Annotated in this window: 31 protein-coding genes; 12 read left to right on the top strand and 19 right to left on the bottom strand. The window is 46.2% G+C overall.

The features are described 5' to 3' along the window. Window positions 1-5 precede the first annotated feature (5 nt). The 12 genes from ESZ91_RS04165 (at window position 6) to ESZ91_RS04110 (ending at window position 14,463) form a co-directional block, all read left to right on the top strand. The gene (locus ESZ91_RS04165; RefSeq protein WP_129224418.1) at window positions 6-1,010 is read left to right on the top strand and encodes a carbohydrate ABC transporter permease; all 1,005 of its coding nucleotides are present in this window, start codon (window positions 6-8) and stop codon (window positions 1,008-1,010) included. Window position 1,011: 1 nt separating this feature from the next. Next, complete coding sequence (locus ESZ91_RS04160) at window positions 1,012-1,893, top strand: carbohydrate ABC transporter permease (protein ID WP_129224416.1); 882 nt, start codon at window positions 1,012-1,014, stop codon at window positions 1,891-1,893. Beyond that, a complete protein-coding gene (locus tag ESZ91_RS04155) occupies window positions 1,890-3,275 on the top strand; it encodes a hypothetical protein (RefSeq protein ID WP_129224414.1) in 1,386 nt (461 codons plus the stop codon). Before ESZ91_RS04160 ends, ESZ91_RS04155 begins: the two co-directional genes overlap by 4 nt. Window positions 3,276-3,491: 216 nt before the next feature. Further along, window positions 3,492-4,469 carry a hypothetical protein gene (locus ESZ91_RS04150; RefSeq protein ID WP_129224412.1) on the top strand — a complete coding sequence of 326 codons (978 nt, stop codon included), beginning with the start codon at window positions 3,492-3,494 and terminating at the stop codon, window positions 4,467-4,469. Window positions 4,470-4,551: 82 nt separating this feature from the next. Next, the gene (locus ESZ91_RS04145; protein ID WP_129224410.1) at window positions 4,552-7,005 is read left to right on the top strand and encodes an InlB B-repeat-containing protein; all 2,454 of its coding nucleotides are present in this window, start codon (window positions 4,552-4,554) and stop codon (window positions 7,003-7,005) included. A 244-nt stretch (window positions 7,006-7,249) separates the two neighbouring features. Next, window positions 7,250-8,254, top strand: coding sequence for a tyrosine-protein phosphatase (locus tag ESZ91_RS04140; RefSeq protein ID WP_161971045.1), 1,005 nt, complete (start codon window positions 7,250-7,252; stop codon window positions 8,252-8,254). Between the two features lie 11 nt (window positions 8,255-8,265). Then, on the top strand, window positions 8,266-9,405 hold the full coding sequence (locus ESZ91_RS04135) for a hypothetical protein (protein WP_129224406.1): 1,140 nt from the start codon (window positions 8,266-8,268) through the stop codon (window positions 9,403-9,405). Window positions 9,406-9,678: 273 nt separating this feature from the next. Continuing rightward, window positions 9,679-10,287: a recombinase family protein gene (locus ESZ91_RS04130; RefSeq protein WP_268878039.1), complete on the top strand. Its 609-nt coding sequence runs from the start codon at window positions 9,679-9,681 to the stop codon at window positions 10,285-10,287. 455 nt (window positions 10,288-10,742) lie between these two features. Further along, on the top strand, window positions 10,743-11,147 hold the full coding sequence (locus tag ESZ91_RS04125) for a hypothetical protein (RefSeq protein ID WP_129224402.1): 405 nt from the start codon (window positions 10,743-10,745) through the stop codon (window positions 11,145-11,147). Between the two features lie 176 nt (window positions 11,148-11,323). Further along, a complete protein-coding gene (locus tag ESZ91_RS04120; RefSeq protein WP_129224400.1) occupies window positions 11,324-11,842 on the top strand; it encodes an RNA polymerase sigma factor in 519 nt (172 codons plus the stop codon). Beyond that, a complete protein-coding gene (locus ESZ91_RS04115; protein ID WP_129224398.1) occupies window positions 11,843-13,180 on the top strand; it encodes an anti-sigma-I factor RsgI family protein in 1,338 nt (445 codons plus the stop codon). A gap of 56 nt (window positions 13,181-13,236) precedes the next feature. Then, window positions 13,237-14,463: an anti-sigma-I factor RsgI family protein gene (locus ESZ91_RS04110; protein ID WP_129224396.1), complete on the top strand. Its 1,227-nt coding sequence runs from the start codon at window positions 13,237-13,239 to the stop codon at window positions 14,461-14,463. Window positions 14,464-14,893: 430 nt separating this feature from the next. Here the strand turns inward: ESZ91_RS04110 and ESZ91_RS04105 are convergent, their stop codons facing one another. The 19 genes from ESZ91_RS04105 to ESZ91_RS04020 all read right to left on the bottom strand — a co-directional run bounded on the left by ESZ91_RS04105 (window position 14,894) and on the right by ESZ91_RS04020 (window position 23,641). Further along, window positions 14,894-15,391 (bottom strand): molecular chaperone DnaJ, encoded by a 498-nt coding sequence (locus ESZ91_RS04105; RefSeq protein WP_129224394.1) that lies wholly within the window; start codon window positions 15,389-15,391, stop codon window positions 14,894-14,896. Window positions 15,392-15,406: 15 nt separating this feature from the next. Beyond that, a complete protein-coding gene (locus ESZ91_RS04100) occupies window positions 15,407-15,673 on the bottom strand; it encodes a hypothetical protein (protein WP_129224392.1) in 267 nt (88 codons plus the stop codon). Beyond that, window positions 15,670-15,900, bottom strand: a complete 231-nt coding sequence (locus ESZ91_RS04095) for a hypothetical protein (RefSeq protein WP_129224114.1) — start codon at window positions 15,898-15,900, stop codon at window positions 15,670-15,672. The genes ESZ91_RS04100 and ESZ91_RS04095 overlap by 4 nt, the downstream gene beginning before the upstream one ends. Further along, window positions 15,897-16,748, bottom strand: a complete 852-nt coding sequence (locus ESZ91_RS04090) for an N-6 DNA methylase (protein WP_129224390.1) — start codon at window positions 16,746-16,748, stop codon at window positions 15,897-15,899. Before ESZ91_RS04090 ends, ESZ91_RS04095 begins: the two co-directional genes overlap by 4 nt. 2 nt (window positions 16,749-16,750) lie before the next feature. After that, window positions 16,751-16,966 carry a hypothetical protein gene (locus ESZ91_RS04085; protein ID WP_129224388.1) on the bottom strand — a complete coding sequence of 72 codons (216 nt, stop codon included), beginning with the start codon at window positions 16,964-16,966 and terminating at the stop codon, window positions 16,751-16,753. Then, on the bottom strand, window positions 16,953-17,186 hold the full coding sequence (locus tag ESZ91_RS04080) for a hypothetical protein (RefSeq protein ID WP_129224386.1): 234 nt from the start codon (window positions 17,184-17,186) through the stop codon (window positions 16,953-16,955). Before ESZ91_RS04080 ends, ESZ91_RS04085 begins: the two co-directional genes overlap by 14 nt. A gap of 273 nt (window positions 17,187-17,459) precedes the next feature. Next, entirely contained in the window at window positions 17,460-17,702 is a 243-nt protein-coding gene (locus tag ESZ91_RS04075) for a hypothetical protein (protein ID WP_129224384.1), read from the bottom strand. Continuing rightward, window positions 17,699-17,983 (bottom strand): hypothetical protein, encoded by a 285-nt coding sequence (locus ESZ91_RS04070; protein WP_129224382.1) that lies wholly within the window; start codon window positions 17,981-17,983, stop codon window positions 17,699-17,701. Before ESZ91_RS04070 ends, ESZ91_RS04075 begins: the two co-directional genes overlap by 4 nt. Before the next feature lie 13 nt (window positions 17,984-17,996). Continuing rightward, window positions 17,997-19,325, bottom strand: coding sequence for a PcfJ domain-containing protein (locus tag ESZ91_RS04065; RefSeq protein ID WP_129224380.1), 1,329 nt, complete (start codon window positions 19,323-19,325; stop codon window positions 17,997-17,999). Between the two features lie 6 nt (window positions 19,326-19,331). Further along, window positions 19,332-20,693, bottom strand: coding sequence for a MutS N-terminal domain-containing protein (locus tag ESZ91_RS04060; protein WP_129224378.1), 1,362 nt, complete (start codon window positions 20,691-20,693; stop codon window positions 19,332-19,334). Between the two features lie 44 nt (window positions 20,694-20,737). Then, the gene (locus ESZ91_RS04055) at window positions 20,738-20,983 is read right to left on the bottom strand and encodes a hypothetical protein (RefSeq protein WP_129224103.1); all 246 of its coding nucleotides are present in this window, start codon (window positions 20,981-20,983) and stop codon (window positions 20,738-20,740) included. Further along, window positions 20,964-21,521 carry a hypothetical protein gene (locus ESZ91_RS04050; protein WP_129224101.1) on the bottom strand — a complete coding sequence of 186 codons (558 nt, stop codon included), beginning with the start codon at window positions 21,519-21,521 and terminating at the stop codon, window positions 20,964-20,966. The genes ESZ91_RS04055 and ESZ91_RS04050 overlap by 20 nt, the downstream gene beginning before the upstream one ends. 1 nt (window position 21,522) lies before the next feature. Then, complete coding sequence (locus ESZ91_RS04045) at window positions 21,523-21,963, bottom strand: DUF7659 family protein (RefSeq protein WP_129224099.1); 441 nt, start codon at window positions 21,961-21,963, stop codon at window positions 21,523-21,525. 15 nt (window positions 21,964-21,978) lie between these two features. Then, the gene (locus tag ESZ91_RS11720) at window positions 21,979-22,125 is read right to left on the bottom strand and encodes a hypothetical protein (protein ID WP_154071822.1); all 147 of its coding nucleotides are present in this window, start codon (window positions 22,123-22,125) and stop codon (window positions 21,979-21,981) included. After that, window positions 22,101-22,316, bottom strand: a complete 216-nt coding sequence (locus ESZ91_RS04040; protein ID WP_129224097.1) for a hypothetical protein — start codon at window positions 22,314-22,316, stop codon at window positions 22,101-22,103. The genes ESZ91_RS11720 and ESZ91_RS04040 overlap by 25 nt, the downstream gene beginning before the upstream one ends. Next, complete coding sequence (locus tag ESZ91_RS04035) at window positions 22,313-22,501, bottom strand: hypothetical protein (protein ID WP_129224095.1); 189 nt, start codon at window positions 22,499-22,501, stop codon at window positions 22,313-22,315. The genes ESZ91_RS04040 and ESZ91_RS04035 overlap by 4 nt, the downstream gene beginning before the upstream one ends. Next, window positions 22,498-22,812, bottom strand: a complete 315-nt coding sequence (locus ESZ91_RS04030; RefSeq protein WP_129224093.1) for an LPD28 domain-containing protein — start codon at window positions 22,810-22,812, stop codon at window positions 22,498-22,500. Before ESZ91_RS04030 ends, ESZ91_RS04035 begins: the two co-directional genes overlap by 4 nt. Continuing rightward, a complete protein-coding gene (locus tag ESZ91_RS04025; RefSeq protein ID WP_129224091.1) occupies window positions 22,809-23,051 on the bottom strand; it encodes a hypothetical protein in 243 nt (80 codons plus the stop codon). The genes ESZ91_RS04030 and ESZ91_RS04025 overlap by 4 nt, the downstream gene beginning before the upstream one ends. Further along, the gene (locus ESZ91_RS04020; RefSeq protein WP_129224376.1) at window positions 23,048-23,641 is read right to left on the bottom strand and encodes a hypothetical protein; all 594 of its coding nucleotides are present in this window, start codon (window positions 23,639-23,641) and stop codon (window positions 23,048-23,050) included. The genes ESZ91_RS04025 and ESZ91_RS04020 overlap by 4 nt, the downstream gene beginning before the upstream one ends. Window positions 23,642-23,654 lie beyond the last annotated feature (13 nt).

Here is a 23,654-nt window from a genome sequence, read left to right as displayed (position 1 = left end):
TTGACTTGCAGACTATTCGGGAAAGCATACCCGCAGGGGATCGCCCTGCGGGTACGGGAAACAAAAAGAAAAACAAAAAATTACTGTTGAAGCGCAATCTGTTTGTCTATTTGAGTTTACTGTGGCCGTTGCTTCATTTTGCCGTGTTTTTTATCTACGTCAATTTTGGTACGGTATATGCCTCCTTTTTCACTGAAAGACTGGACGGAACGCTCTACTTCGATCATTTTGATTCGTATAAAGAAGTTTTTTTGTATCTGTTTAACCGAAAATCATCGGGAATGATGTCCTTTCGGGTATTTACAAACGTACTCTCGTTAATGGCGTTGGCATTTTTTGTCAATCTTCCCATTACGCTCGCTTTTTCATATATGATTTATAAAAAAGTTTGGACGAGTAGCGGGCTGCGGATTTTATTGTACATTCCCAGCGTGCTTTCGGTCGTAATACTTTGCCTGTTTTTTAAAATCTTATTTTCAGGCACAGGCAGTTACAATACGAATATTTTTACCGTTTTGACACATTTCGGGTTTTCAAACGAGTTCATCATCAAAGAGGGGATGTTAACTTCGGCGGAGACGGCATGGTGGGCAATCATGATTTTCAGCGTTTGGGCGGGGATTACGGGAAATATCATTTACTTTAATTCCACGATGTCTCGTTTGCCTGCCGAGGTTCTGGAAAGCGCGGAATTGGACGGGGCAAGCGAAACGCGTCAGTTTTTCAGTATTATTCTTCCGATGATTTGGTCGACGGTTGTTACGATGAGCGTAACTACCGTAGGAGGATGTTTCAGTTGGTTCATGCCGGCACAAATCATGATCGGGGAAGATATGGCGGCAACGACAGGCGCCGGGACAATCGGATGGGTGATAGTCAGTCGTTCTACAGCCGGCAATCGGTTCGGTTTTACTTCGGCATTCGGCGTTGTTGTCGCCATATTGGGAGGAGCTTTGATACTGGGATTCAAAACCCTTCTTGAAAAATTTGGAGGCGACATCGAATATTGACATGAAAAAATTGCGTAAGTACGCTCCGCAGGATCTGCCGGGCAGAATCGTATTATTCATTCTGATGTGGTTGGTTGCGCTTACTTACATTTTTATGTACGTATGGCTGCTGTTCAACTCGTTTCGAAAATCTGCCGACTTTAATATCAATACATTCGATATTTTTAATTTTAAGCAGTTTACGGGAGAAAATTGGAAACATCTTTTTACGACACAGATTGCAGGTACGGCGCGTAATCCCGTTTATATTTACGATACGGTCGTCAACACCTTTGTAATCGTTGCAATTCAGATTTTACTTGCAATCACAATTCCTGCGCTGACGGGTTATGTTGTTGCAAAGTATCGATTTAAGGGCAAAAAGTTTATTTTAAACACCTCTATTTTTGCGATCATCGTTCCTACGGTCGGGAATCTTGCAACGACCTACAAACTGATGCAGGATACTTTGCATCTGACCAATAGTTTCCTGGGGATTATCGTGATGGGTGCAGGAGGATTCGGATTCGGTTTTTTACTTTTTCGGAACTTTTTCGCGGCGATACCGTGGGATTATGCGGAAAGCGCGTTTTTGGACGGAGCAAGCGATTTACAGGTATTTTTGCGCATTTTTTATCCGCAGGCGTTGCCCTTGCTTGTGACCATTGCCATTACTACATTTATCGGCGCGTGGAATGATTACATGACGGCGTATATTTACCTGCCCGAACGCCCCACGATCGCGCTCGGCGTGTATCAGATGTTTTCAAAAATGGAAAATCAGTTGCGCATACCCGTCGCACTTGCGGGAATGGCGTTTATGGCGACGATTTCGCTTGTCGTATACGCATGTTTTAATAAGGTAATTATGAACAGCGTGTCCGCGGGAGGTTTGAAAGGATGAACAGGAAAAAATTATCGGCAATTGTTTCTTTTCTGTTGGCGGGTGCGCTCGCGTTTTTGTTCAGCGCCTGCGGCGGCGCAGAAACGGAGGAACACGAAGAGCCCGTGTTTGCGGAGGATAAAAGTCTGACAATCGGCGGGTGGGTAGGCCTGTCTTCCTACGACGATACGCAAATGCGGTATTTACAGGAAAGCGGCATCGATACGCTGTATTTGCTTGCAAACGCTTATGATGTAGAGACGACGAAAGCACAGTTGTCTGCGCTTGCCGGCGTCGGTGTCAGTGCGTATCTTGCCGGCGGGAATACAGTGGATCGCATCGAATTGATAGAAAATTATAACGACGTCCCGAATCTGAAAGGAATGACCTTTGACGAACCGGATAAAAAGCAAATCGACGAACTGTCGAAATACATTGCAAAATATTCGTCGTTGGCAAACGGTAAAAACTTTTTTGTCAATCTGTTTCCGTCGTCTTCCTTAAAAGTCCTCACGGATTTCGGCGGTAATTATGAAAATTATCTGCAATACGGTTATGATAAGCTCATTTCGAAATCTTCGACGGGCGAAAAATGGATCTCCGTCGATCGATATCCTTTAAAAGAAGAGAAAAACGAAAACGCAACGGGTGATTTTACCCCGGTATCGAATGACGCAACGCTTGTAAAGCTGGATACCGGTTGGTTGCGAGACCTCGAAGCAACAGCGATTTTAGGGCGCAAATACAGCTTGAAGACAAACTTTTTTATTCAGTCGATGCCGTATCTGCCGAGCCATAACGTCTTGCCCTCTTACGAAGATATCCGCATGCAGATCTATACGGCTATGGCATTCGGATTTGACGGGATTGCCGAGTTTTGTTACGGTACTCCGGCAATCGGCGAGGAATTTCAGAAACCGCAGGTGGCGATGATTGACCGCGACGGACAGCCTACGGCGATTTACAAGGCGGCGAAAAAAGCCAATCTTGAAGTCAAAAATTTTGATCACGTGTATTTGTCTTTTGATTGGCAGGGCGTTTTCACAAACGATGCGGGGAAAACGATTACAGAAAAAGAGCGGCGCACGTCTAACACCTCTTTTCAGAATTTGACCGAACGTCTCGACATTGCGGAGATCGATTCAATCAACTCCGTATATTCTTCGTGCGATACGCTGTTCGGATATTTTCGGAACGAACAAAACCGCGAAGCAATCATGGCGGTCAACTATAACGAAACACGTTCGGCGCGGTCGGATACCGTGCGTATCGCGTTCGATTCCGACCAATATCGCTATTGTATCGTTTACGAGGGCGGAGAAAAAAAGATTGCGGAATTGTCCGAAGGAGTGCTGGAGCTGGAATTGGACATCGGAGAGGGAATGTTCGTTGTTCCGTATTGATGGGTTATGCGTAATCAGTATCTGATCGGCGGTTGGTATACTCCGCCTTGTTCTAAAGAGCAGTTCCGCCTGTTTCGCGAGTGCGGATTGAATACGATTTTTTTGGTCAACAATGAATTGCCCGAGGAGGCGGAGCTGCGGCGCGATTGGAGGGAACGGGCACTTTCATTTTGCGATGATTGCGGGATTTTCGCTTATATACAGCCGGATAAAGGGATGACTCCGCGCGAATCGGCAGAAATTATCGCACCTTTTCGTTCGCATCCTTCCTTTCGCGGCTACATCGCCTTTGACGAGCCGTCGCGCGGCGATTTTTCCGTTTTGCGTAAGATCAGCCGCATTCACTCCGATATCTTTCCGCGGCAAAATTGCTTTGTCAATCTTTTGCCGACTTACGGAAGTGAAGAGAGTTTCGGGGATTCTTATCGGGGGTACGTAGAGGAATACGTAACAATATTAAAGAATACGTGCGGCGAGAAATGGCTGTCTTTTGACTTTTATCCGTTGCTTGATTCTTCCGAATGCGGTTATCTGATCGCCGAAACATGGTTGGAAAATATAGAGATTGTTGCGGAGACCGCAAAGCGTAACGGCGTACCGTTCAATGCTTTCATACAGGCGATGCCGTATTCGGCGCGGCTGCACAACCGTATCCCGTCTTATGCCGACCTTTCTTTACAGGTCTATACATATCTTGCATACGGTGCGCGGGGGGTTACTTATTTTTGTTACGGCACGCCGCCGGTGGATTCGGAATTTTCGGAGGAGCAGGAGGCGCTGATAGACCGCAGCGGTGCGCCGACCGAATTATATGCAAAAGTCAAGAAACTCAACGCGGAGATTTTCGGTTTTTTGCCCGGACTTTCCGAAATGCAGTATGATTTTACGTGGATTCTCGGCGAATACAAAGGTTTTGAAAAACTTTCACGCGTTTCGCCGCGTGCTCGCGGTATAGAGAGAGTAACGGCGGACGGCGCGTGTCTGTGCGGTGTTTACGAAAAAGAAAAGGTTACGGGCATGATTCTCGTGAATTACGGAGAAACGACGCTCGAATCGGAAAAAACGGTCAAAATTCGTTTGGACGCGCCGCGCAACGTCATTTGCATGCAGGCCGGAGTGCGGAGCGAAACCTATACCGCGATGTTGGAATTGCGCCTGAATGCGGGCGAAGGTTGTTTTATTCAGGTAAATTAAGCGGGTACGGCGAAGGCGGCGGTTCTTTGCAAGTCGTAGCGGCTGCCGACGTTTGATACACGCTGAAATAAAGAGGAGGAAAATGATGAAGGCGATTTTTAGAAACAAACTTGCACTCGTACTTTTGGGTGCGGCGCTGGCGTGTCTTGCGGGCTTTGTTTTGCTGTCTGACGGGAACGTGGCGCGTGCGGCGACTGCCGAGCCGAACGTTATCTTCAAGACTGTTACATGGCCGAATATGGATGAAAGCGGCGGCATTTACGGCGGTACGGACACAAAAGGGATGCTTTTGACGTTCGACAAAAATTTGTCGAACGACACGGCGATCGCCGGGGGCAGTAAACAGAAAGTGAATCTCGCAGAACAAATCGGAGGAAATTTTTTACTCAATTCTATTCCGATGAACACGATTGAAGGGGCGCAGATTTGTTATTTCAGCGGAACGCATCTATGGATCAGTGCGCCTGGCATCGAAAATAAAACCTTTTTGGAAATTCGGGAAGGGACGCAGATTTTTGACGCCGTTTTACCTGAAGTGCGCCTTTGCAATCATTCGCAGATGTTCCGTGGCTGGCATCAGGAGAAAGACTTTGTAGACGTGACCTATACGGAAGAAAAGTGGTGGAAAAGCAATTACGGCGAACCGGGTATCGCAGGTGGCGCAAAGGGCGTACTGTTGGGATTTTCTGAGAATCTTTCGGAGGCGTCAAACGGTATGAAAGAATATAATTTCGCCAAAGAAAGCGTGGGCGATCGCGTGAAATTGGGCGGCATACCCATTTCAGAGATCGAAGGCGCGTACCTTATTTATCATTCCGGCGTAAACTTATTCGTTTACGCGCCGAATATGTTTGCATATCGTACGATTACCATTGAAGAGGGAACGGAATTCTTGGGCGCGCGCTTTGCGTCCGGTATGAAACTGTATCTCGATCCGACTACGTATAAGTGGGAAGAAGGCGAGCAATCTGCGGAGAAAGTGAATTTCAGCGCCATTAGCTGGAATTCGCAGGACAGCAGCGGCGACGATTCTTGCGGCGGCGGAAAAGGCGTTTTGCTAACGTTCGATAAAAATCTTTCTCGTTCTGATAAGGAAGACGGGACCAAAGGCTTTATAAAGTCGATCAATCTGGCGTTTTTACCCGCTGCGGAAACGATAACGTTTAACGGCAAACCGCTTTCGCAGATCGAAGGCGCGAATATCCGCTATTTTAACGGGCCTCATTTGTGGATTCAAATCCCGGAAGGAGAAAAGGGAACGGACGATTTGGCGGAAGGCTGCGCCTATAACGGAGTCCTCAGTATCGAAGCGGACACGAGGTTTTTAGACGTTTCGCTGCCAGCTCTTACCATTTACCGTGAAGGCGATACGTGGGGTACGGAACAGAACGTTTACGTGAATTATCTGAATGAAGACGGTACCGCATACGGAGATCGGCAGAAAGTCAAAGTCGGAACGAGCCTGCAAGAGCCCGTCCCGCCGACAAAACCGCAAACCGCATCGCAGACGTTTCCGTTTGATGGTTGGTATCACGAAGGCGTTAAATGGAATTTCGCCGATCCCGTGACTCAACCGATTACCTTGAAAGCGGTTTTCAAGGAGGAAGTGAGAAAATATACGGTAACGTTTGACGGAAAAGACGGCAAACAAATCGAATACGAGACAAAAGTTCCAAAGCCCGCCGATCCCGTAAAGGATAACACGGCGGAATTTACGTATGAATTCCTCGGCTGGTACGACGGGAACGATGAATGGGATTTTGAAAACGACGTCGTCACGAGTGATCTGAATTTGGTTGCGAAGTTTAATGAAACGAAAAACTCGTACAAGGTGACGATTTCTTTCGAGGGAATCGACGGCAAACAGCCCGTAGAACTGACGCAGGAATACGGGACAAAAGTGGATTTTTCCAAGTACGATATAGAACATTATTCTTTTGAAATATTTAACGATTCGCAAAAAATATCCGAATTTACCGTAGAAGGCGAAGCGAATTTAAAAATCGTATATGCGATCGACAAATTTACGGTAACGTTTGACGGAAAAGACGGCAAACAAATCGGATACGGGGCAAAAATTCCAAAGCCCGCCGATCCCGTAAAGGCGAATACGGCGGAATTTACGTATGAATTCGTCGGCTGGTACAACGGGAACGCCGAATGGGATTTTGAAAACGGCGTCGTCACGGGTGATTTGAATTTGGTTGCGAAGTTCGATGCAACGAAAAACTCGTACAAGGTGACGATATCTTTCGAGGGAATCGACGGCAAACAGTCCGTAGAACTGACGCAGGAATACGGGACAAAAGTGGATTTTTCCAAGTACGCCGAAGAGGGATATACTTACAAAGTATACTGCGGAGAAGAAGAAACGACGGAACTGACGGTTTCGGAGAATACGGCTATAAAAATAGTATATGAAAAGGTATCGCAGGGGAGCGGATGCAAAGGCGGTATTGTCGGCGGTGCAGCATTGCCCTGTTGCGGACTGTTGGCGTATGCTGTCGTAATGCTGATGAAACGCAGACAAAAATAATCGGCATCAAAGAATATTGAGGCGGCAGCGCCGCCTCAATATTCTTTCGGTGTGAAAAAAAACAAACGGATAAATAAACATGAAAAAAATTATAAGGATGATATGTGTTTTGATGGGGATTTTTTTGTTTGCCACGTCTTTTGCAGCATGTGCGAATGAAGGAAAGAATCCTGAAAGCGATAAGCCGTCTATCATTGAGCCGGAGCCCGAGCCCGAACCGGAGCCCGAACCGGAGCCCGAAATTATGGCTGTGAATCCGAAAAACGGGGGAATGGCAACGCTTGCAAACCCGCAGGTGAAAGCGTTTATTGCGGAGTACGTTCCGTTTTCTTCGCAGTTTTTCAATAAAGAAGCGGTCGATTGTTTTGCCAATGCGCCCGACGTCATTTCGTGGAAGTGTAAAGAAATTGCGACGTATTATACGGTGCGTATTTCCGAATACGAAGATATGCGCAAAGTCGATTCCTATCTTGTCAACGAAACGCAGCTTTCGTTGCCTGCCGAATACTTTCATTTGGGGAAAAAATATTTTTGGGACGTAACCGCGCCTGCGGGTACGGCGTTTATTCGCTCTGAAATGTTCAGTTTTACCGTCGACCACGCGCCGCGCTCCGTTTCTATCGACGGCGTATCGAATACGCGTGATTTGGGTGGAAAAATCGGATTAGGCGGCAAGCTCGTGAAACAGGACAAGGTTTACCGCGGCGCAAAGTTGGACGATATCAGCGAGACGGGCAGAGAGCGGGCAAAAAACGTTTATAAAATTCGTACGGATCTCGATCTTCGCAATTCTTCTGAAAGTATGGGAGCGGTTTTGAACGGAGTTACATATTTGAATTATTCTGCGCCATATTACGTGGGCGACGGCACGGGGCTTGACGACGGCGGAGCGCAGTTCGAAAAGGCGCTTGCAGATGCGCTTCGCGTATTTTCTAACGAGCAAAATTATCCGATTTATATGCATTGTTCTATCGGAAGAGACAGAACGGGTACGGTCGCATTGCTATTATACGGTCTGCTCGGCGTTTCCGAACGGGATATCTATATCGATTATGAAATGTCGTTTTTCTCTTCCGCAGGCAGAAATCAAGCCAATATCAATCATTTGGTCGGAAAGCTGAGATCTACAATCGGGTATCTGAAAAGTTTCGGCGAGGGAGATTTGTATACAGGATGTGAAAATTATGTAAAGAGCGTCGGGTTGTCCGAAGACGAAATTTCGGCGATTCGCTCATTGCTGTTGGCATAATGGGGGCATATATGAAAAAAGCGATAAAATTTTTCGGAGTTTTTGTTTGTTGTTTTGCTTGTTTGTTGGGGATGTTTTCGTTCTCGGTTTTTGCGAAGGACGAAAAAGAAGAGTTCCCTTATACCGAGAACGATGTGAGCGGCGTTTCGTATTTTACGCCGGGTACCGAACGCTTTGTCGGCGCGGGAGAGGACGCGGGAAACGCAGGCGCGCCGACCGGGTATACGGGTTATGTAATGTCCTTAAAAAAAGCGGGAAACGCAGGCGTTACGCTCGATTATTCGGCATATGGGATTCGTGTGTCGCAAATAGAGAAAATCATATTTTGTTTTTATGTTCCGCAAGAAACGAAGGCGGTGCGTATTACGCCGGATGCTGCAAAAACCTGGGTTGTCAACGATACGCTCGAATCGGAAGAAAAGGGGCGCTGGATTGATTTTTCGGTCGGGAAATCGAGCGACTGCATGGTAAATGCCGACTTGTCGGCATTACAAAACAGTGAAGGTTGTCTCGGGATATTTGAATTCGGATTTCGATGGACGGACGATTCTGTTGTGCGTGTCGCATGGTTGGATTGTGTGCAAATCGTGCGCGTTGTGGATACGCAAGCGCCGATCATCACTTACAACGGTAGTGACAGCGTTCGTGTATCCCGGGGGAATTCTTTACCGATCGAGGCTTCTGCGTATGATGAATACGACGGTGAAGAAAAAGAAGTCGAGTTCGTTTGGTCCGAAAATCCGTACGATGATGGCGGATTGTTGAGAGTGGGAGAATATATTCTGACGTTGCGTGCGAGCGACAATGCGGGAAATACGGCGCAACGTCAGATATCCGTGACGGTTCTTCCGCAGGATACGCAGCCGCCCGTTTTATCGTTTGCAAGCGGCGAATTGTCGGAAATTTATACGATTGCCGGAACTTATCCGCTGATAAAGGCGTCGGCCACAGATAACGTCGACGAGGTGACGGTCGTCACGGTCTGGCAGGACGGGGCGCTGGATGACGAAGGCAAGTTAAATACGGGAAAATTTCTCGTAACGTTTCAATCAGAGGACTTGAGCGGAAACAAAACGGAAAAGTCGGTAACGGTGCACGTATTGTCGGCGGAAGAATTTGAAAAAAACATATTGAAAAGCAAAATGGACTAAAGTCAAGTAAATATTTAATCTGAAATGGCACCGTGACGTGTGCTTGGCATAGACAAGAAAATTCGTGCGGTGAAGAGAGCTAATGCGAAAGAGGGAATATATACTGCCAAGAAAGCGTCTTACGAGTATAGAATGGGGACAGATAAAAAACGCGCTCCCGTCATTGATGAGGAAACAGCACCCATTGTAAAACGTATCTTTGAAATGTATGCTTCGGGAATGAGTCCGACAACTTATGCTTAAACTCAAAGCGGACAAAAGCCGAAACCAAACGTGACGGGATTATGGACAGCCGTCACGATAAGGGAAATGCTGAATAAAATCATCTACATCGGGCATATGCCGCAGTTACGTTGGACTTCTCTGTCCTATAAAAATCACAAACGTTTTAGAAAGGATGAGAGTGAGTGGACAGCTGTTTACAATACCCATGAACCCATCATTACGCAAGAACTTTGGGACAAAGTGCAGGAACGTAAAAAATCGGTCGCAACAGGCAGAAAAACAAAAATCGGATTTACGCATCCGCTGTCGGGTTTTCTCATCTGCGCAGATTGCGGAAACAAGATGAAGCTTTGCACATCGGTCAGCCGTAAAGGAACCAGATTATACCACTTCGATTGCGGATATCATATACGGTATGGTAAGGCGTACTGTTTTTCGCATTTTATTTCGGCAAAAATCTTAGAAGAGATCGTCCTCGACGATATACGGGAAATGGCAAAACGAATTGTGCTTGATGAGAAGGCTATCCGTGAAGATTTTATCCGTCATAACGCCGAACTTGCGGATAAAACAATGAAAAACTCAATAAATAACGGCAAGCGTATGGGTTATCTGAACTCATACGCTTATTTTTGCGCTAATGCCCGTAGCTTATGAGTGTCTATAAAATTGTGTTTCAACACAATAACGTAAACAGATAACTTGAATACCCCCATCGAAATATATGAACGAACAGCGCACTTAGGTTGTTAATCAATCAATAGCCATATTATCAACTACTTGTCCCAAGTGTATTAGGATTGACCAATATAGCGAATTTAACTTATCACAAACAATTGCAGTCTTGTAGGCATTCAATAGTGATAAGTTTTATATCATATACATCTCTTCTCTCGCCTCTTTTATAACTTCGTCAATTATTTAAAGATATGATATGAATTAAACAAAAAGTATCCATAAAAACATGTTAAAGTTTAAGAATTTTGTGCTAAACGGAATTATCTTTATAAAACACTTGAAAGTTTTAGGAAAAGGTAATATAATATATTTTAATAAAATTTATGAATAAGAGTTCCATCAGGAATAAGTATTCATTTTTTTGGAGGTATCGCATGGAATTCAAAACACAGCTTCCCGATTCATTCGTAAAAGAAAAGAAAGACGAAAAAGAATGGGAGGCGTTGATTGCGCCGACGAAGACATTGCTTAAGATTTTAGAGGTGTTAAAAGCCGTCTTTATCATCTTGGGTATACTTATGTGTATTCTCTTTGGTGCGCTCAGTAATGGTGCCGCTGCGATCGTACTGAATATTATAAGTACTGCTATATCGTTCGGCGGGCTTGTATTATTGTGTTATATAGGGCAGTTAATATGTTATGCGCGTATCAATCACCTTTCCGTTGAATATCAGCAGCGGAACCTGCTTAAAGAGATGGCGGGCGAAGAGAAAAAAACAGCCGAGGCGGAAAACGTTGTTGTAAGCGAAACAATAACTGAAACAGACGAAGAACAATAATAAATACGGTATATTTGCAACGATAATAAAACGATATCGAATAAAAGTGAGTGAAAAGGCAATCGATAGGTTGCCTTTTTCGTTTCGTTGAATTATATGATTTCGGCTCAATAAAACGCGGGCGCGGATTGTTTAATAAATAGACATATCGGAAAGAGCCGCTAATAGGAGAGAACGTGGATCGTAAAAAAATGAACGAATGCCTTGTGCGGACGCAGAACGGGGACAAAGCGGCGTATTCGCTGTTTTATGAGGAAGCGGCAAAGGGGGTATTTGCTTTTCTCTATGGATATTACAGAAATTATGCTCGGACGGAAGAGGCGATGCAGGAAACTTTTTATAAAGCGCTGAAAAATATATCCCAATACCGCGCGGGCTCGGACGCGCGCGCGTGGCTTTTGCAGATCGCAAAGAATATTGCGCTCAACGATCTGAACCGTGCAAAACGCGAGGAATGGCTTCCCGAAGAAAATTTTGAGCCACTGTTAACAGAAAATTCGCCTGACGGAACCGTGTTCGATGCGCTGAACCGCGCGTTGGACGATACGGAACGGCGGATTGTGGTACTGCACGTTTTATGGGGGTATAAACACCGCGAAATTGCTGAAAAGCTGGCAATGCCTCTCGGCACCGTAACGAGCAAGTATAAAATATCCGTCGCAAAGCTGAAACGATATTTAAAGGAGGAGATGTGAATGGCTGCTTGGAAGAAAAAACTCAACAGAGAACTTGACGAACTCGTCCGCGCGCTCCCCTCCGAATTTGCCCCCGCGGAAAACGAACCTGCGGCAGTGAAAAGCAACCATACACGGACTGTCCGCATTACGGCGGCGGTAACAGCCTGCGCGTTGCTGTTCGGGGTTCTTTTGCCCGTCGTAATGTCGGGGCTGTTCATGCCGAATACGGGCGGCGTCGTTTTGATGGAGATGAACTCCGCCGTTCGGCTCTATACGGATGCGGACGGTTCGGTTTTGAGTGTATACAGCGAAAACGGGAACGGCGATATACTTCTTTCCGACAGCGAATTTGCAGAATCTCTGTGCGGCATGTCTGCGGAGGATGCCGCGCAAAAACTTGCCGGGCGCGCCTTTGCGGCGGGATTGGTGCGAGAGGGCGAAAATGCGGTGCGCATTACCGTTGCGGCGGATAAAAATTCTTCGGCGAAAGAATTACAGACCGTGCTGGAATCTTCCGTTATCGGGTACTTCTGCGAAAAAGGCGCGTTTGTGCCCGTGCTCGGGCGAACGGCGGAGCTTTCTGCCTTCGGAAAAGAGGATACCGCGCGCGAGATGGCGGAAGCGGGATTCGGAACGCCTTTCACGGTGACCGAACGTCTTGCGGCGGCAACGCCTCTGGAACGCGTGGAAGCGAGTTATCGCAATTCTTTGCTTCTATATACGAAGGAAGTGACCGAATACGTATACCGTACCGTGAGCGGCAAGCAGGCGGACCTGAAAAAAATCGACGCGCTCAATCGGGAAATAATGGATCATCCGGATAATACCCTTTCTCTTCCGTACTGGCTTTTGGAAACGAATATCGAACGAACGGATAGCCTTGCCGCATTGCTTGTTCGGATGGAGAATGAACTAGCCGATTACGAGCTACGCTACGGTCAGTCTTTGAACGAGCCTGAGCAGTATTTGCTTTTCCTTGCGCTCGATGCTTTTTACGAAAATTTCGATCTTTTCGCACTACGCAGGGGGATCGACGATTTGCTGTCCGTTATTGAGTATTTTACGGGGATTTTCGATCCGAGCGCATTTATCGGTTTGATTTCGGCGGACGATGCCATGGAAGAAATCGTTTCCGCATTGTTCGAGGGGATTGGCGACCTGCCCGATTCGGTGGGATCGTATGTGGACACCGCTTTGAAAATGCTGCAGAGGGAAACGAAACTGTCGCTGTATGAGAACAGAGCCGAAGCGGAAAAACAACGCCCGACGATTTCTTACGAGGGGTATAGGGCGAAAATGGAGGAACTTTTCGGAAAATTTGAAAATTTTGAAGATTTTTGGAATTCTTTTCAATAAAACGAGGTTCTCATTTGTTTAATGATCGTAAACCAACCGAAGGAGGTAAAACGTTAATGAAATTTTGGAAAAAGATCGCGGCCTGCGGGCTGAGCGTTGCTTTGGCGGTAGGTACGGGCGTCCTGCTTACAGGGTGCGGCGGGAGCGAAAAAGACGCCGCCGCTCGCATGCAAGTGGATATCAATCCTAGCGTCGAATTTATCCTCGATGCAGACAACAAAGTTTTGAGCGTTACGGCGCTCAACGACGACGGCTCCCTGATCATCGCGGGCGAGGCTTTTGTAGGAAAAACCGCGGAGGAAGCCGTGGAAATGATGGTAAGCATTTCTACCGATGCGGGGTATCTCGTTAAGGGCGAACTTACGGCGGAACGGGATGCGATAACGATCAGCATTACAGGCGACGATGCGGCTGCACAGGAATTATATGAAGAAGTCAAAGCGGAAATCGACGGTTTTCTGGAAGAAAGCGGCATTTATGCCGTCGTGGAGCGGGGCGAAGAGCTGAAACTCGAGGCATTGCGTGAACTCGTAATGAAAGCAGACCCTTCCGTTACCGAGGAGGAAGTAGCGAAGATGAACGAGGAACAGTTGATCAACGCACTGAAAATTTCCCGCATCGAAACCGCGCAGCTGATCACCGAAGAACTGCGCGAAGCGTATAACGTGGCAAAGGAATACGATCTCCGTTTTGCCGAGCGGCAGGCCACCAAGGACGTGATCGACGGCTTGGGTTCCGCCTATGAGTCTTTCTTAAACTTATATTCTAAAGCGCTCGATTCTTATCAGGAAACTATAGCGGCCGTGGAACAGGCGCGTTACGATAATTTCGTCGACGTCGGGTCACAGTATCAGAAAGCATTGGCGGAAGTCCGTGAACAAAAAGACAGAGTGCTTGCCCAGCGCAAAGAAGTGGCGCAGCTCAGCGAAGGCCCTGCCAAGGAAGCGGCGGAGGCTGCTTTGGACGCAGAAGAGGCGGCTTTAATGTTCAAGGAAGATGCGTTGAATATAGCGGGAAGTGCGGCGAACGCGGCGTTCGATCTCGTTCTCGGGGCGATGAAAACAGCGGAGAATGTTTTGATTGAATTGGAAAAAACATTCCCGGAAGAGATCAAAACGGCTCTGACCGAGAGCGCGCAGAAAACGCAGGATGCCATGAACGAGGCAAAGGACAAAGCGTTTGCGAAATTTGAAGAAGCGCATAAAGAAGATATTGAAAACGCGCTCGCCGAACTGGAAGCCCGTAAACAGGAATTGATCGAGGCAAACAAACCCGCCGCTTAAATAAATCATTCCGATAATCAAGAATTGTAACATATTTTTATGGACACTATATCAAGATAGCTAATAATAAATAAAAGAATTTTACGATACTTTAAGGAATAGAACGAACCAAGGCAGTAAGCCGGGGTTCGTTTTATTTTAATAAAAGATTTCTTCGGATTTTGTATAGGTGAAATTCTCCGAAGTTTTGCTTTTTCGACTGTCTATCCATCGCACAAGTCAACATTCGCAAAATTATCTTGACACTATTTTTCAGTTGCGGTTGAGGTGAGATTTGTATGAGGCGTACTTCGGGTTTGACTCTGCGGCGTAGCCACGTATATACAAGCACACGCCTAATTGCCATTTGCCCTTTTTCGGTCAAATTTACAACTGACTGAGGCATAAAAAAAGGGGAGCCTTGTGGCCCCCCTTCAGGAATGATGAAGAATTAAATATTTGCGGCTTTGAGTTTCTTTTCTTCTGCCGGATCCTTGATCACGGTAGAGCCGTGTAAGCGACGTATCTCATCGAGCGTGAGTTTATGACGGTTCTCGTTCGGTTCTTCCGCCCAAGCCCAAGCCTGCTTTTTACTGCACCAGAAGAAACCAAGTTCTTTCAACTGTTTTCGGTACGGGTATGCGTTGAATACCCAGATCCATGAACCGCAGATCTCGATTTTACAGTGAAAGCCGATGATCGCGTTTATGATCTCTTTGAAACGGTCGGGGACTTCATTTTGCTTTTCTTCCTGTTTTGTATAAGTTTTGCCTTCCGCCGTCTTATGTACGTTGCGATAGATTTTCAACAGATCGTCGTATTCTGAATTAATGCACTGCATATCATCTTTGTTGCCGCCCCTGTCGGGGTGAAATTTGAAAGCGAGCGCCTTGTATTGTTTTTTGAGTTCTTCGACGCAATCTACGTTTTGGAAAAATTTGTATTTCATGAGAAAACTCATATGTCAGCGTTTTTCAGAACGCAACAATTCTTTTCTTCGTTCGTTGTAGTCTTTGAGCGCTTTGTTGAAACTCTTGAAGTAATGCCCCCATGCCCAATCGAAATTGCCGCTTTTTAATTCGGACAAGTCGCGGACGGTAATAAACGGGCAGAAGGTGTTTTCTTGCATGAGCAGGGCGACGTTATTCTTTTCAGTCCCGTTTGTGAGAATGACGATGAAGTCTAAGCCTTCGTTCACGAATTTGAAACCGGAACGGATAGGGTTTTTCATTGCTTTGCCTCTTGTACGGATATTTGCATCTCTTTGCAGAGCGTCGAATAGATTTGTTCATAAGGGATATCGTCGGAGCAGATCCAAAGTATAGCGGCAAGTTCTTCGGGCTGAGCGCCCTCATCGTTTCTTTGGAAAAACCGAGTATATTGTCGGATATCTCCGCAGGTAAACCAGTTGTTGCGGATACATAGCGCGCGCAGTTCGGCGCTGTCAAGCCGTTTCATAATTGTTGCCTCCTTTGTTGGAAATTGGGATTGTCATACGGGTTATCGAATTTGTGGAATCGCAGGTATTGGAAAAGGTATGCAGGGGTATACCAGACGCTCCGGCAATCTCTGGAAAATGTATCTTGGTGCCTGACGATGGCGGGAACGCCCGCAAGGGCAAGTTGCAAATAGGCCATATGTACGCAACGCAGATCGATGTCGTTGGCTTCCATGAAACAGTTTCGCGCGTAGTTGACGCCTGAATCGTGCAGAACTTCTAATGCGGCCATAAGCATCCCGCCACCGCCGCAGCAGGGATCGTTGATCGTTATGATTTCGTTCTTATCGGTCTTTTCCCGAATGAGCGTTTCGCCCATAGAGGCTCTTGCCATAAATTCAGAAATATGATACGGCGTAAAGAACTGTCCTGCGATTTTGTTGCCGAGATTGCAGCGCATGAATATCTCACCGAGGTTGTCGTTGAAACTGCCGTTATCATAGACGACGGAGGCGAGTAAAGCGTAAATCTTTGCAAAAATTTCCGCAAGGCTTTTCTGTTGAGCGGGTTTATAGCTGCGGATAATTTGCAAATACCGTTCTTCCCGTTTATCCTTTTGCGCAAGGTCAACGGCGTTGGAAATAGCGATAGCGCCGCACTCGAAGAGGTCGGACACGAATTTGAAATTATCTACCTGAAAAGCGGCTTTTTCGATATCCTTCACGATTTCGTCTGTCTTAGGAATAGGATAGGGGCATAGGTTATTTTGCTCAAACGGAACTTTCGGACAGAATGATTCGGGAACGGTCACAACGGGCGGCATAGCCGATTTATCGAGGGTAAAATCGAAAAAAAAGAAAGGCGCCATAATTACGCCTTCCTTAAATTCTTTCCGCAGACGGGACAGAAGTTGAGTTCGTCGAACAAGTACGTTGTTTGCCCGCAGCAGTGTTCGTCGTCGATTTGTTTGTAATATCCCACGTCTATAAGTGCAGGCCTATAAACGGAAAGGTTGTGATAATATTCGTTATCGTCTTTTAATTTTTTAAGCCATTCGCAGAACGGGCAGTTGTTAGTCGTATTCATTATTTTCCTCCGTAATATAATCTCTGTCGGCGTCTTGCCGTTCTATGCGGTTTAAGGTCAGGCGCAGCAGAGTATTTGCTCGTTGCGTTATCCAGTAGAATTGCCGGTATGCTTCTTCCTGGGTATCGCAGACGCATAGGCGGCAGATGTTTCCGTTCAACATTCGCAATTCGTTATCTTTGCTAAACAGTTCTTCATTTGTTACATAGGTCTTAAACATTTTTTTCTCCTTTACGGATTTATTTTATTTTGCCTTTCGGCGCAACGAAAAAAAATCACAAAGCGCGCAAAGGCTTGTCAAGCGAGTAACGGAATTGCGGATAGGGCGAAAAGAGAAAATATTGCGTACAAGACGGAATAATGCTTGTTTTAAGCGATATTTTCTTCCGCTTGACAAGCCGGGCGCTTTGTGATAAACCGAAGCGCCGGAAGCAAAATAAACCGCAATCAAAAAGGAAACGGCCCGCCCGGACGGGCGAGCCGTAAAAACCATTCAAGATCGGATAAATTCGGAAAGCAGGCATCTTCGTCCGAACAGGCGCACGTAACAGGTTTTTGCTCCGTAATGGATCTTCAAACGGTGGTACGAGCGCTGACCGTACCATGTCCCGGCAACGAGATAAATATAATCGTTGATACCGTATTCGATATGTTTTGCTTCCAATCCGCCTGATCCGCTATAATAAGCGATGGTGGCGCTGTTTTCGCAGATTTGCTTTTTCGTCTGTTTCGTCACGTTTTCATCTCATACGATTTGCCGTTGACCTCGATAACGGAACCGTTCTGTTCGGGGTTACCTTTCATACAGGCGCGCAGGAACAGTTTGTCGCTTTCTTCGGCCTTGGGGATATTGCCTTCCGAGAATTTTGTTTCGTTCCCCACGGCGAGGATCTTGAAACCTTTGGAAACGAGGAACGCGGAGAACTGCCAGAGTTTCTCGAACTTGCCGTTGGAATCGACGATCATGCCGACGTCCTCGGTGGGGTGATATGCAGTGATGCGGAAATAATTTGCCATAGTGTTTTACCTCCTATGCGGCGATTTGTTTTAAAGTTTTGTTGGCATACGGCAGCCAGACCTTGTTGACATAGTGCAGAATATCGTCGTTCGGTTGCGTATTGTGTTCTGCATAGCATTGCAGTACTTTATAGGTTTTCAGCGAATATTCAAGCGTGACAAGCGGCCGGTCGGGGTGTTCCTTCGTGCGGACGAAGAAGATGAGCGATTTTTCCTGCACAAAGCGCTCGTCGTAATCCATTCTGCCAACGCAATGTCCGAGCATTTCGCCTTCGCGGATAAGGTCTGCCGGGGATCTGGCAATAACGCAGATAAACGCGCTGCGTTTATTATGCTGGAGCGGCAGATACTTTTCCGCGACCTCGGAAAACTTTTGCATGAGTTCCTGTTTGTTTTTTGCCGCTGCTATTGCTTTGGCTTCCGAATACTGCCGGATACGAATGTCGTGCCATTTGTAAAAATCGGCAGGGAGCAGGTTTTGCTTTTTCGACATATCTACGCCGAGGTAATTACAGGCGTTCAGATAATCCAGGTACAAGTTATCGGTAATGTTTTGTTTGTTGGAATAATCAAAATAAGTTTGGAGTTTCCAACCCGGGAAAAGAGTGCGGATAGGGTTAAACCTTGTTTCCCGTTCAAACTGCTTTTTACGGAACAGGAAATGCTTGACCTCTTTGAGCGGACTGTCCGTTTTATATGCCTCCCGTATGGTAGTTATGTTGTATGTATTTCCATACGGGAGGGCGAGTTCTTTTCTGTGACGGATGAACCATTTGCAGAACTTTTTGTCTTTTGCGAACTTTTTAAGCAGGGTTATGTTCTCCGCATAGGCGCATAATCCGTTTTTGAGCATATACTCGGTCTGCGGAAACCGTGAATAGATCCGCAGGTACGAAATGATATCCCTGCCCGAATAATGCTGATATGCGCTATATCTGTATTCGGGGATCTTTGCAATGACGCCTCTGTTGATGAGCGGGGCGTAGGGATCATAATATTTGGTATCGGCGGTGTACCACTTTCCGTCTTCAAAGCGTTTTTGATAGGGCTGCAATTCTTCCGTGAACCAGCCGACGCGATAGCCGTAACCAAAATAATTGTATTCCATGTCTTTGACGAAGCATTTTGAGGAATTTACGCCGTGTACCGCGACTTGTTTGCAGCACCATTGCTTTTTCTGTGTTGTGACCGCGACGGTCACTTTCACGAGTTCTTTTTTCCAAATAGTCAGATAAGCGTAATATCGTACCATGCTTTCCTGCCACGGGTGGATTTTAATATCCCGTTTAAAAATTTCGTCCATGATATAATTCGGAATGGGTTTAATATCTTTTTCTGTCATAGTAAATCACCTCAAATCGATTATTTCTCCAAACAATTCGTCCAGCATTGCAAGTGCTTCCGTGTCAAAGGCGGACATATCGAAAGCGGGCGCAGTTTCTTCGGTTTCAGTTTCAATATCGTGCACGATGCCGTCGTCATCGATATAGGTTTTCTCGTCGATCCAATGCTTTTCGGGTTCCGTCGGCAAGGCCTGTTTCGGCTCATACAGTTCAATGGAATTGTCGCCGGGCGAATCGAAAACAGCGACTTTTAAGCCTTTGTTTACGGCTTTTACAAAGTAAGTATTCGCGGCGTGGCAGGGGAACCCGACCATGGGCACGCGTTCGGGAAGCCCGCAATCCCGGCCGGTTAGGGTAAGGTCAAGTTCGCAGGCGAACTGTTTGGCTTTTTCCCCGAATATCTCGTAAAAATCGCCCAAACGGTATGCGACGATATAATCGGGATACTTGCTTTGGGCGTTCATGTATTGCTGATAGATCGAAGAGCCTTTGGACTGTTCTGCGGCGGGTTTCGGCAGTTCTTTGACTTCACCGAGTGAATCGGCAACAGCGATTTTCAGGCCTTTCTGTACGGCTTTGGCTATATAGATGTCAACGGCGTGAATGGGAACACCGACCATAGGCACGCGCTCCAAAAATCCGCAGTCCCGTTCTGAAAGCGGCAGCGATAGTTCTTTGGCAAACCATTCCGCGTTCTTGCCTAAAACTTCATAAAACTCGCCGCGTTTGAATGCGACGATATGATCGGGGTATTTGTTTTGTATCTGCATATAGCGCTGATAGAACGGAGAGCCTTGTGGTTGAACGGCAGGGCTTTCAATGTCGTTTGCGGCGATTTCTTCGAGGATCTCCCGTTGTTCTTCTGCGGATAATTCCTCGTCCGGAGGCGTATCATTGGTGACTTCTTCCGTTTTTTGTTCGGGAACGTTCGGAGCGTTTTCGGGTTTCTGTTCTTCGATGAGTTCAAAGAGCGACATCTGCGGTTTGGGTTTGGGAGCGGGCGGCGTGTAAGTCGTCGCGGGCTTTGCAGGCGTAACCGGTTTCGGCGGTTTGTATTCCGCGCCGTCCTCGTTGTAGAGCGTGCCTTCGACGGTATCCTCTTCAAAGTAGTGGATAGCCCAGCCGTACACCGTGGAATCATCGATATAGGCGGAGTTCGCTTCTTTATCGGCAGTTTTTTTCGCCTCGTCCGCCGCATAAACCATAAAGCCGTCCAACGTCTTTTTATTGACGAGCGTCTTTCCGTCTTTATGTATTCGGACGCCTTCATTGATCTTTTGGGCAAGAACGTCGCTCGCATTCGTTTCGAGATATGCTTTGATGAGTTCCTGCGCCTTGTCTTTCGTTTCGAGATTTAATTTCGGCATAAAATCCTCCTTATGTTTTTTTGAATAAAAAGAGCGGGAGCGTCCTAAAAAGGGCACTCCCGCCAGATCCCGCGCAGGACTTCTTTTCGTGTAACGGGAAAGATGAACCAGCGCGGATCGTCCAGTTTTCTGTCTGTGTCCCGTTCTGAGGGCGGGTAACGGATATAACCCTGTTTGACGGTAACGGCGTCTTTGTAGGTATAGGTCAGGAAATATCGGATATAAACGGAAGAGCCTTTTTCCTGATAACAGACTTTATACCCATAAGGATTACGCGGATATTGTTTCATACACTCTCCCGAATATTACCCCGGCAAGGCGCGGCAAAGCGGAATAAAAGTTGTTTTTCATGATATTTTGATGCAGGGTTTTATCATGGGCAAAGCCGTGGCGGTCTGCGTATTCGGTGCCTTTATCCGTAAGGCGTTTGAGTTCGTAGCAGTCGTGTCCGTCATGATGAAAGCCTTCCACATATAAATGTCCGTTCCGCTCGTATATTTTTACAGTATCGAGGTGTTGAATAAAAGAGCGGAAATCGTTCCAGTCCGTGATAAAGTTGCCGCAACAGCAGGGGCCGTTCCATCTGCCGCACGTTCCCGTAATAAGGAAACAGTGCCTTGCTATTTCCCGTTTCAACGCGCAGGTAAAATATTCCCAGTCCGCCTCGTTCTGTGCGGCGATCTCTTCCCAAATCATACCGGAAGGAACCTCGTCGATGCTTGTCCAGTCTTGGCTTTCATAGTAAGATTCGTAAACGGCTCGTTTCGCGTTATCATACTTGGAGTAATCGTCTGTGTTATCGAAAAAGACTGTTTCTTCGTTTCGCATATCAATAATCCTCGCAATGTTTAAGGTATTCCCGCGTAGCCTTTTTTAAGCCGTGTAAAAGCCGTTTGTCCGCGTTGATCTCGTCCACGGTAAGCCCGAGCGCGTCAAATGTATCTTCATAATCATAGGTAATGCAGTATTCATGATTGGCAAGCTCATAGAGGAACATCTGATAGATATATCCGTCGCCGGTTTTATCCGCAACGATAGCGTCTTTACGTTCTTTTTCAAAACGTTTTCCCATGGCGATAAATTCTTTATAGTCGGATTTTCGGACATAGTAGCCTCCGCCGATGGAACAGATCTTATCCGTGTCGTGTACGGTCAAGCCCCATTTTTGCATCATTTCTTCAAATTGTTTTTGACTGAAACATGCGCCGATGGGAAAGGCGTTCATTTCTTGTTGGTGTTTGTTTTTTAATTCTTCGTATAAATTTTTCATGAATGATCTCCTTATTCAAATAATATCTTCCTGTTGCAAAAACTCGAAAAATTCCTCGTCGAGCAGTTGGTTGCCGTAGAAGTTTGTAAACAGCCGCGCTACGGTCTCACCGTTTTCTTTTATAAGTGCGTTCCAGATCATTTCTTGGATTTCGTCGAGCATGTGAGCGGCTCCTTATATAAATCTACCAACCGGATATGCTTTCGTTGCAATCCAAACTCTTTGCGGAATTTTTGCAGAGCATCGCGGAAGGAATAGAACATATAACATTGTTCGATATGTCCGCCGTTTCCGTCGCTGTATCGGAATACAAGCCCTGCATATCTGTTGTAATAATAAAAGATCGTCTTCAATCCTTTTTCCTCCCGTACACGTCGTCCGCGTAATAGGTACAGTTGTACCAATTAAAAATCGCGGAGCATTTCACTCCGCGATAGTCTACAAGATATTCATTGTTGCCCGTTTCTTCCAAAACGGTGATCTCGTCCATTTCTCCGTTCAGAGAATGAATATGCGCTTGCGTCTTAAAGGGTTTCATTGATTTTCCTCCATAAAATCTTTGAGGGTTTGTTCATATCCCAAAAAGTTCAGATCAGGTTGGTCGTCAAGGATTTTGCAATAGCCGTGTTCTCCGAGATCGAGAGGGGATTTCGTAACAAGCGTGCCTGCAAAGTTTATAATGACGTTGTTTTCAACTGTCGCAAAGTTTCCGTTGCCGTCGTCGCGCAGTTCGTATCGGTGCAGTTCTTTCGGTAAATCGGATAGGGGAATGCGTTCGTTCGTAAAGAGCGCTTTCTGCCCGAACAGTTCCACGGCTTCCGCCGTAAGTGTTTCACTTTTTGTTTTCATTTTATTTGCTCCAAATAATTTTTGTATTGAGTATAGCCGAGAAGTGTTTGTACTTCGGGCATGATTTGTTCTTTGGTTTTGCCGACGCAGGCGAGGGTTAAAAGGTTCGTGTTCGAGCCGTATAACCTGCGGAAAGCATAATCGAGGATAGAGGATATGTCACTGTCCCTATGTTCGCTCGTTTGGTTTATGGCAAGAATGGAAACGAGCAGAAATTTGAGTTCGTCAAGTTTTTTCATAGGTCTGCCTCCGAATAGTATTTTTCAAGGATCGCGTATCTGTCGGTTTTCCGCAGCGATTTCCAGTTCTCTGCAATATAATCGGCAAGTTTTCCGAGATTCGTGTTGTTGACGTCTGAAATATAACAATCATAGACAAGATCGACGTATTCGAGTAATATATCTGCTTTTCGTTTTCCCATGTCGTTCAAGATTCCGGCATGGAAGATATAAGCGGCAACACCGGAGCGAAAGGAATATTCATTTTCTTTGTATCGGACTATATATTGCGGTTCGTCCGAGCGTTTTGTATAAAGCGGAGTGCGGATAAGGTCAACGAAGGTGTGAATATAGTAATCGTATTTCAAGGATAAATGCCAGTAAACGTCGGATTCGTTCGAGTTGTTATCTTCCTCAAAAAACTCGTATTCCTCGCCGGGATCTCCGTCTGTATCAAAATTGACCTCGTTTTTCCAAAAGTTTTTCAGTTGTTCGCTGATGATATCCTTGTAGCGGTCATAGGCTTTGTCATAATCTTCATATAATTCCGTTTCAATGCTGTCCGAATCCGTTGCAGACCGGTCCAGTTGTACCATGTAAACGTATTTCATAATGTTTTTCTCC

The sequence above is a fragment of the Candidatus Borkfalkia ceftriaxoniphila genome (genome assembly GCF_004134775.1).
Lineage (GTDB): Bacteria > Bacillota > Clostridia > Christensenellales > Borkfalkiaceae > Borkfalkia > Borkfalkia ceftriaxoniphila.
Note: the sequence above shows the minus strand (reverse complement) of the source record. Positions and strands in the feature narration are given on the sequence as shown.

Coding starts and splice junctions, on each gene's coding strand:
- ESZ91_RS04045 (WP_129224099.1), bottom strand. CDS start 21,963: ATGAAAAATTTATACGAAGAATTAAAAAACAAACACCAACAAGAAATG.
- ESZ91_RS04145 (WP_129224410.1), top strand. CDS start 4,552: ATGATGAAGGCGATTTTTAGAAACAAACTTGCACTCGTACTTTTGGGT.
- ESZ91_RS04160 (WP_129224416.1), top strand. CDS start 1,012: ATGAAAAAATTGCGTAAGTACGCTCCGCAGGATCTGCCGGGCAGAATC.
- ESZ91_RS04065 (WP_129224380.1), bottom strand. CDS start 19,325: ATGACAGAAAAAGATATTAAACCCATTCCGAATTATATCATGGACGAA.
- ESZ91_RS04060 (WP_129224378.1), bottom strand. CDS start 20,693: ATGCCGAAATTAAATCTCGAAACGAAAGACAAGGCGCAGGAACTCATC.
- ESZ91_RS04100 (WP_129224392.1), bottom strand. CDS start 15,673: ATGAAAAACCCTATCCGTTCCGGTTTCAAATTCGTGAACGAAGGCTTA.
- ESZ91_RS04125 (WP_129224402.1), top strand. CDS start 10,743: ATGGAATTCAAAACACAGCTTCCCGATTCATTCGTAAAAGAAAAGAAA.
- ESZ91_RS04155 (WP_129224414.1), top strand. CDS start 1,890: ATGAACAGGAAAAAATTATCGGCAATTGTTTCTTTTCTGTTGGCGGGT.
- ESZ91_RS04035 (WP_129224095.1), bottom strand. CDS start 22,501: ATGAAACCCTTTAAGACGCAAGCGCATATTCATTCTCTGAACGGAGAA.
- ESZ91_RS04135 (WP_129224406.1), top strand. CDS start 8,266: ATGAAAAAAGCGATAAAATTTTTCGGAGTTTTTGTTTGTTGTTTTGCT.
- ESZ91_RS11720 (WP_154071822.1), bottom strand. CDS start 22,125: ATGCTCGACGAAATCCAAGAAATGATCTGGAACGCACTTATAAAAGAA.
- ESZ91_RS04020 (WP_129224376.1), bottom strand. CDS start 23,641: ATGAAATACGTTTACATGGTACAACTGGACCGGTCTGCAACGGATTCG.
- ESZ91_RS04070 (WP_129224382.1), bottom strand. CDS start 17,983: ATGGCAAATTATTTCCGCATCACTGCATATCACCCCACCGAGGACGTC.
- ESZ91_RS04090 (WP_129224390.1), bottom strand. CDS start 16,748: ATGGCGCCTTTCTTTTTTTTCGATTTTACCCTCGATAAATCGGCTATG.
- ESZ91_RS04025 (WP_129224091.1), bottom strand. CDS start 23,051: ATGAAAAAACTTGACGAACTCAAATTTCTGCTCGTTTCCATTCTTGCC.
- ESZ91_RS04140 (WP_161971045.1), top strand. CDS start 7,250: ATGGCTGTGAATCCGAAAAACGGGGGAATGGCAACGCTTGCAAACCCG.
- ESZ91_RS04110 (WP_129224396.1), top strand. CDS start 13,237: ATGAAATTTTGGAAAAAGATCGCGGCCTGCGGGCTGAGCGTTGCTTTG.
- ESZ91_RS04030 (WP_129224093.1), bottom strand. CDS start 22,812: ATGAAAACAAAAAGTGAAACACTTACGGCGGAAGCCGTGGAACTGTTC.
- ESZ91_RS04150 (WP_129224412.1), top strand. CDS start 3,492: ATGACTCCGCGCGAATCGGCAGAAATTATCGCACCTTTTCGTTCGCAT.
- ESZ91_RS04050 (WP_129224101.1), bottom strand. CDS start 21,521: ATGCGAAACGAAGAAACAGTCTTTTTCGATAACACAGACGATTACTCC.
- ESZ91_RS04080 (WP_129224386.1), bottom strand. CDS start 17,186: ATGTTTAAGACCTATGTAACAAATGAAGAACTGTTTAGCAAAGATAAC.
- ESZ91_RS04055 (WP_129224103.1), bottom strand. CDS start 20,983: ATGAAACAATATCCGCGTAATCCTTATGGGTATAAAGTCTGTTATCAG.
- ESZ91_RS04095 (WP_129224114.1), bottom strand. CDS start 15,900: ATGAAACGGCTTGACAGCGCCGAACTGCGCGCGCTATGTATCCGCAAC.
- ESZ91_RS04105 (WP_129224394.1), bottom strand. CDS start 15,391: ATGAAATACAAATTTTTCCAAAACGTAGATTGCGTCGAAGAACTCAAA.
- ESZ91_RS04115 (WP_129224398.1), top strand. CDS start 11,843: ATGGCTGCTTGGAAGAAAAAACTCAACAGAGAACTTGACGAACTCGTC.
- ESZ91_RS04085 (WP_129224388.1), bottom strand. CDS start 16,966: ATGAATACGACTAACAACTGCCCGTTCTGCGAATGGCTTAAAAAATTA.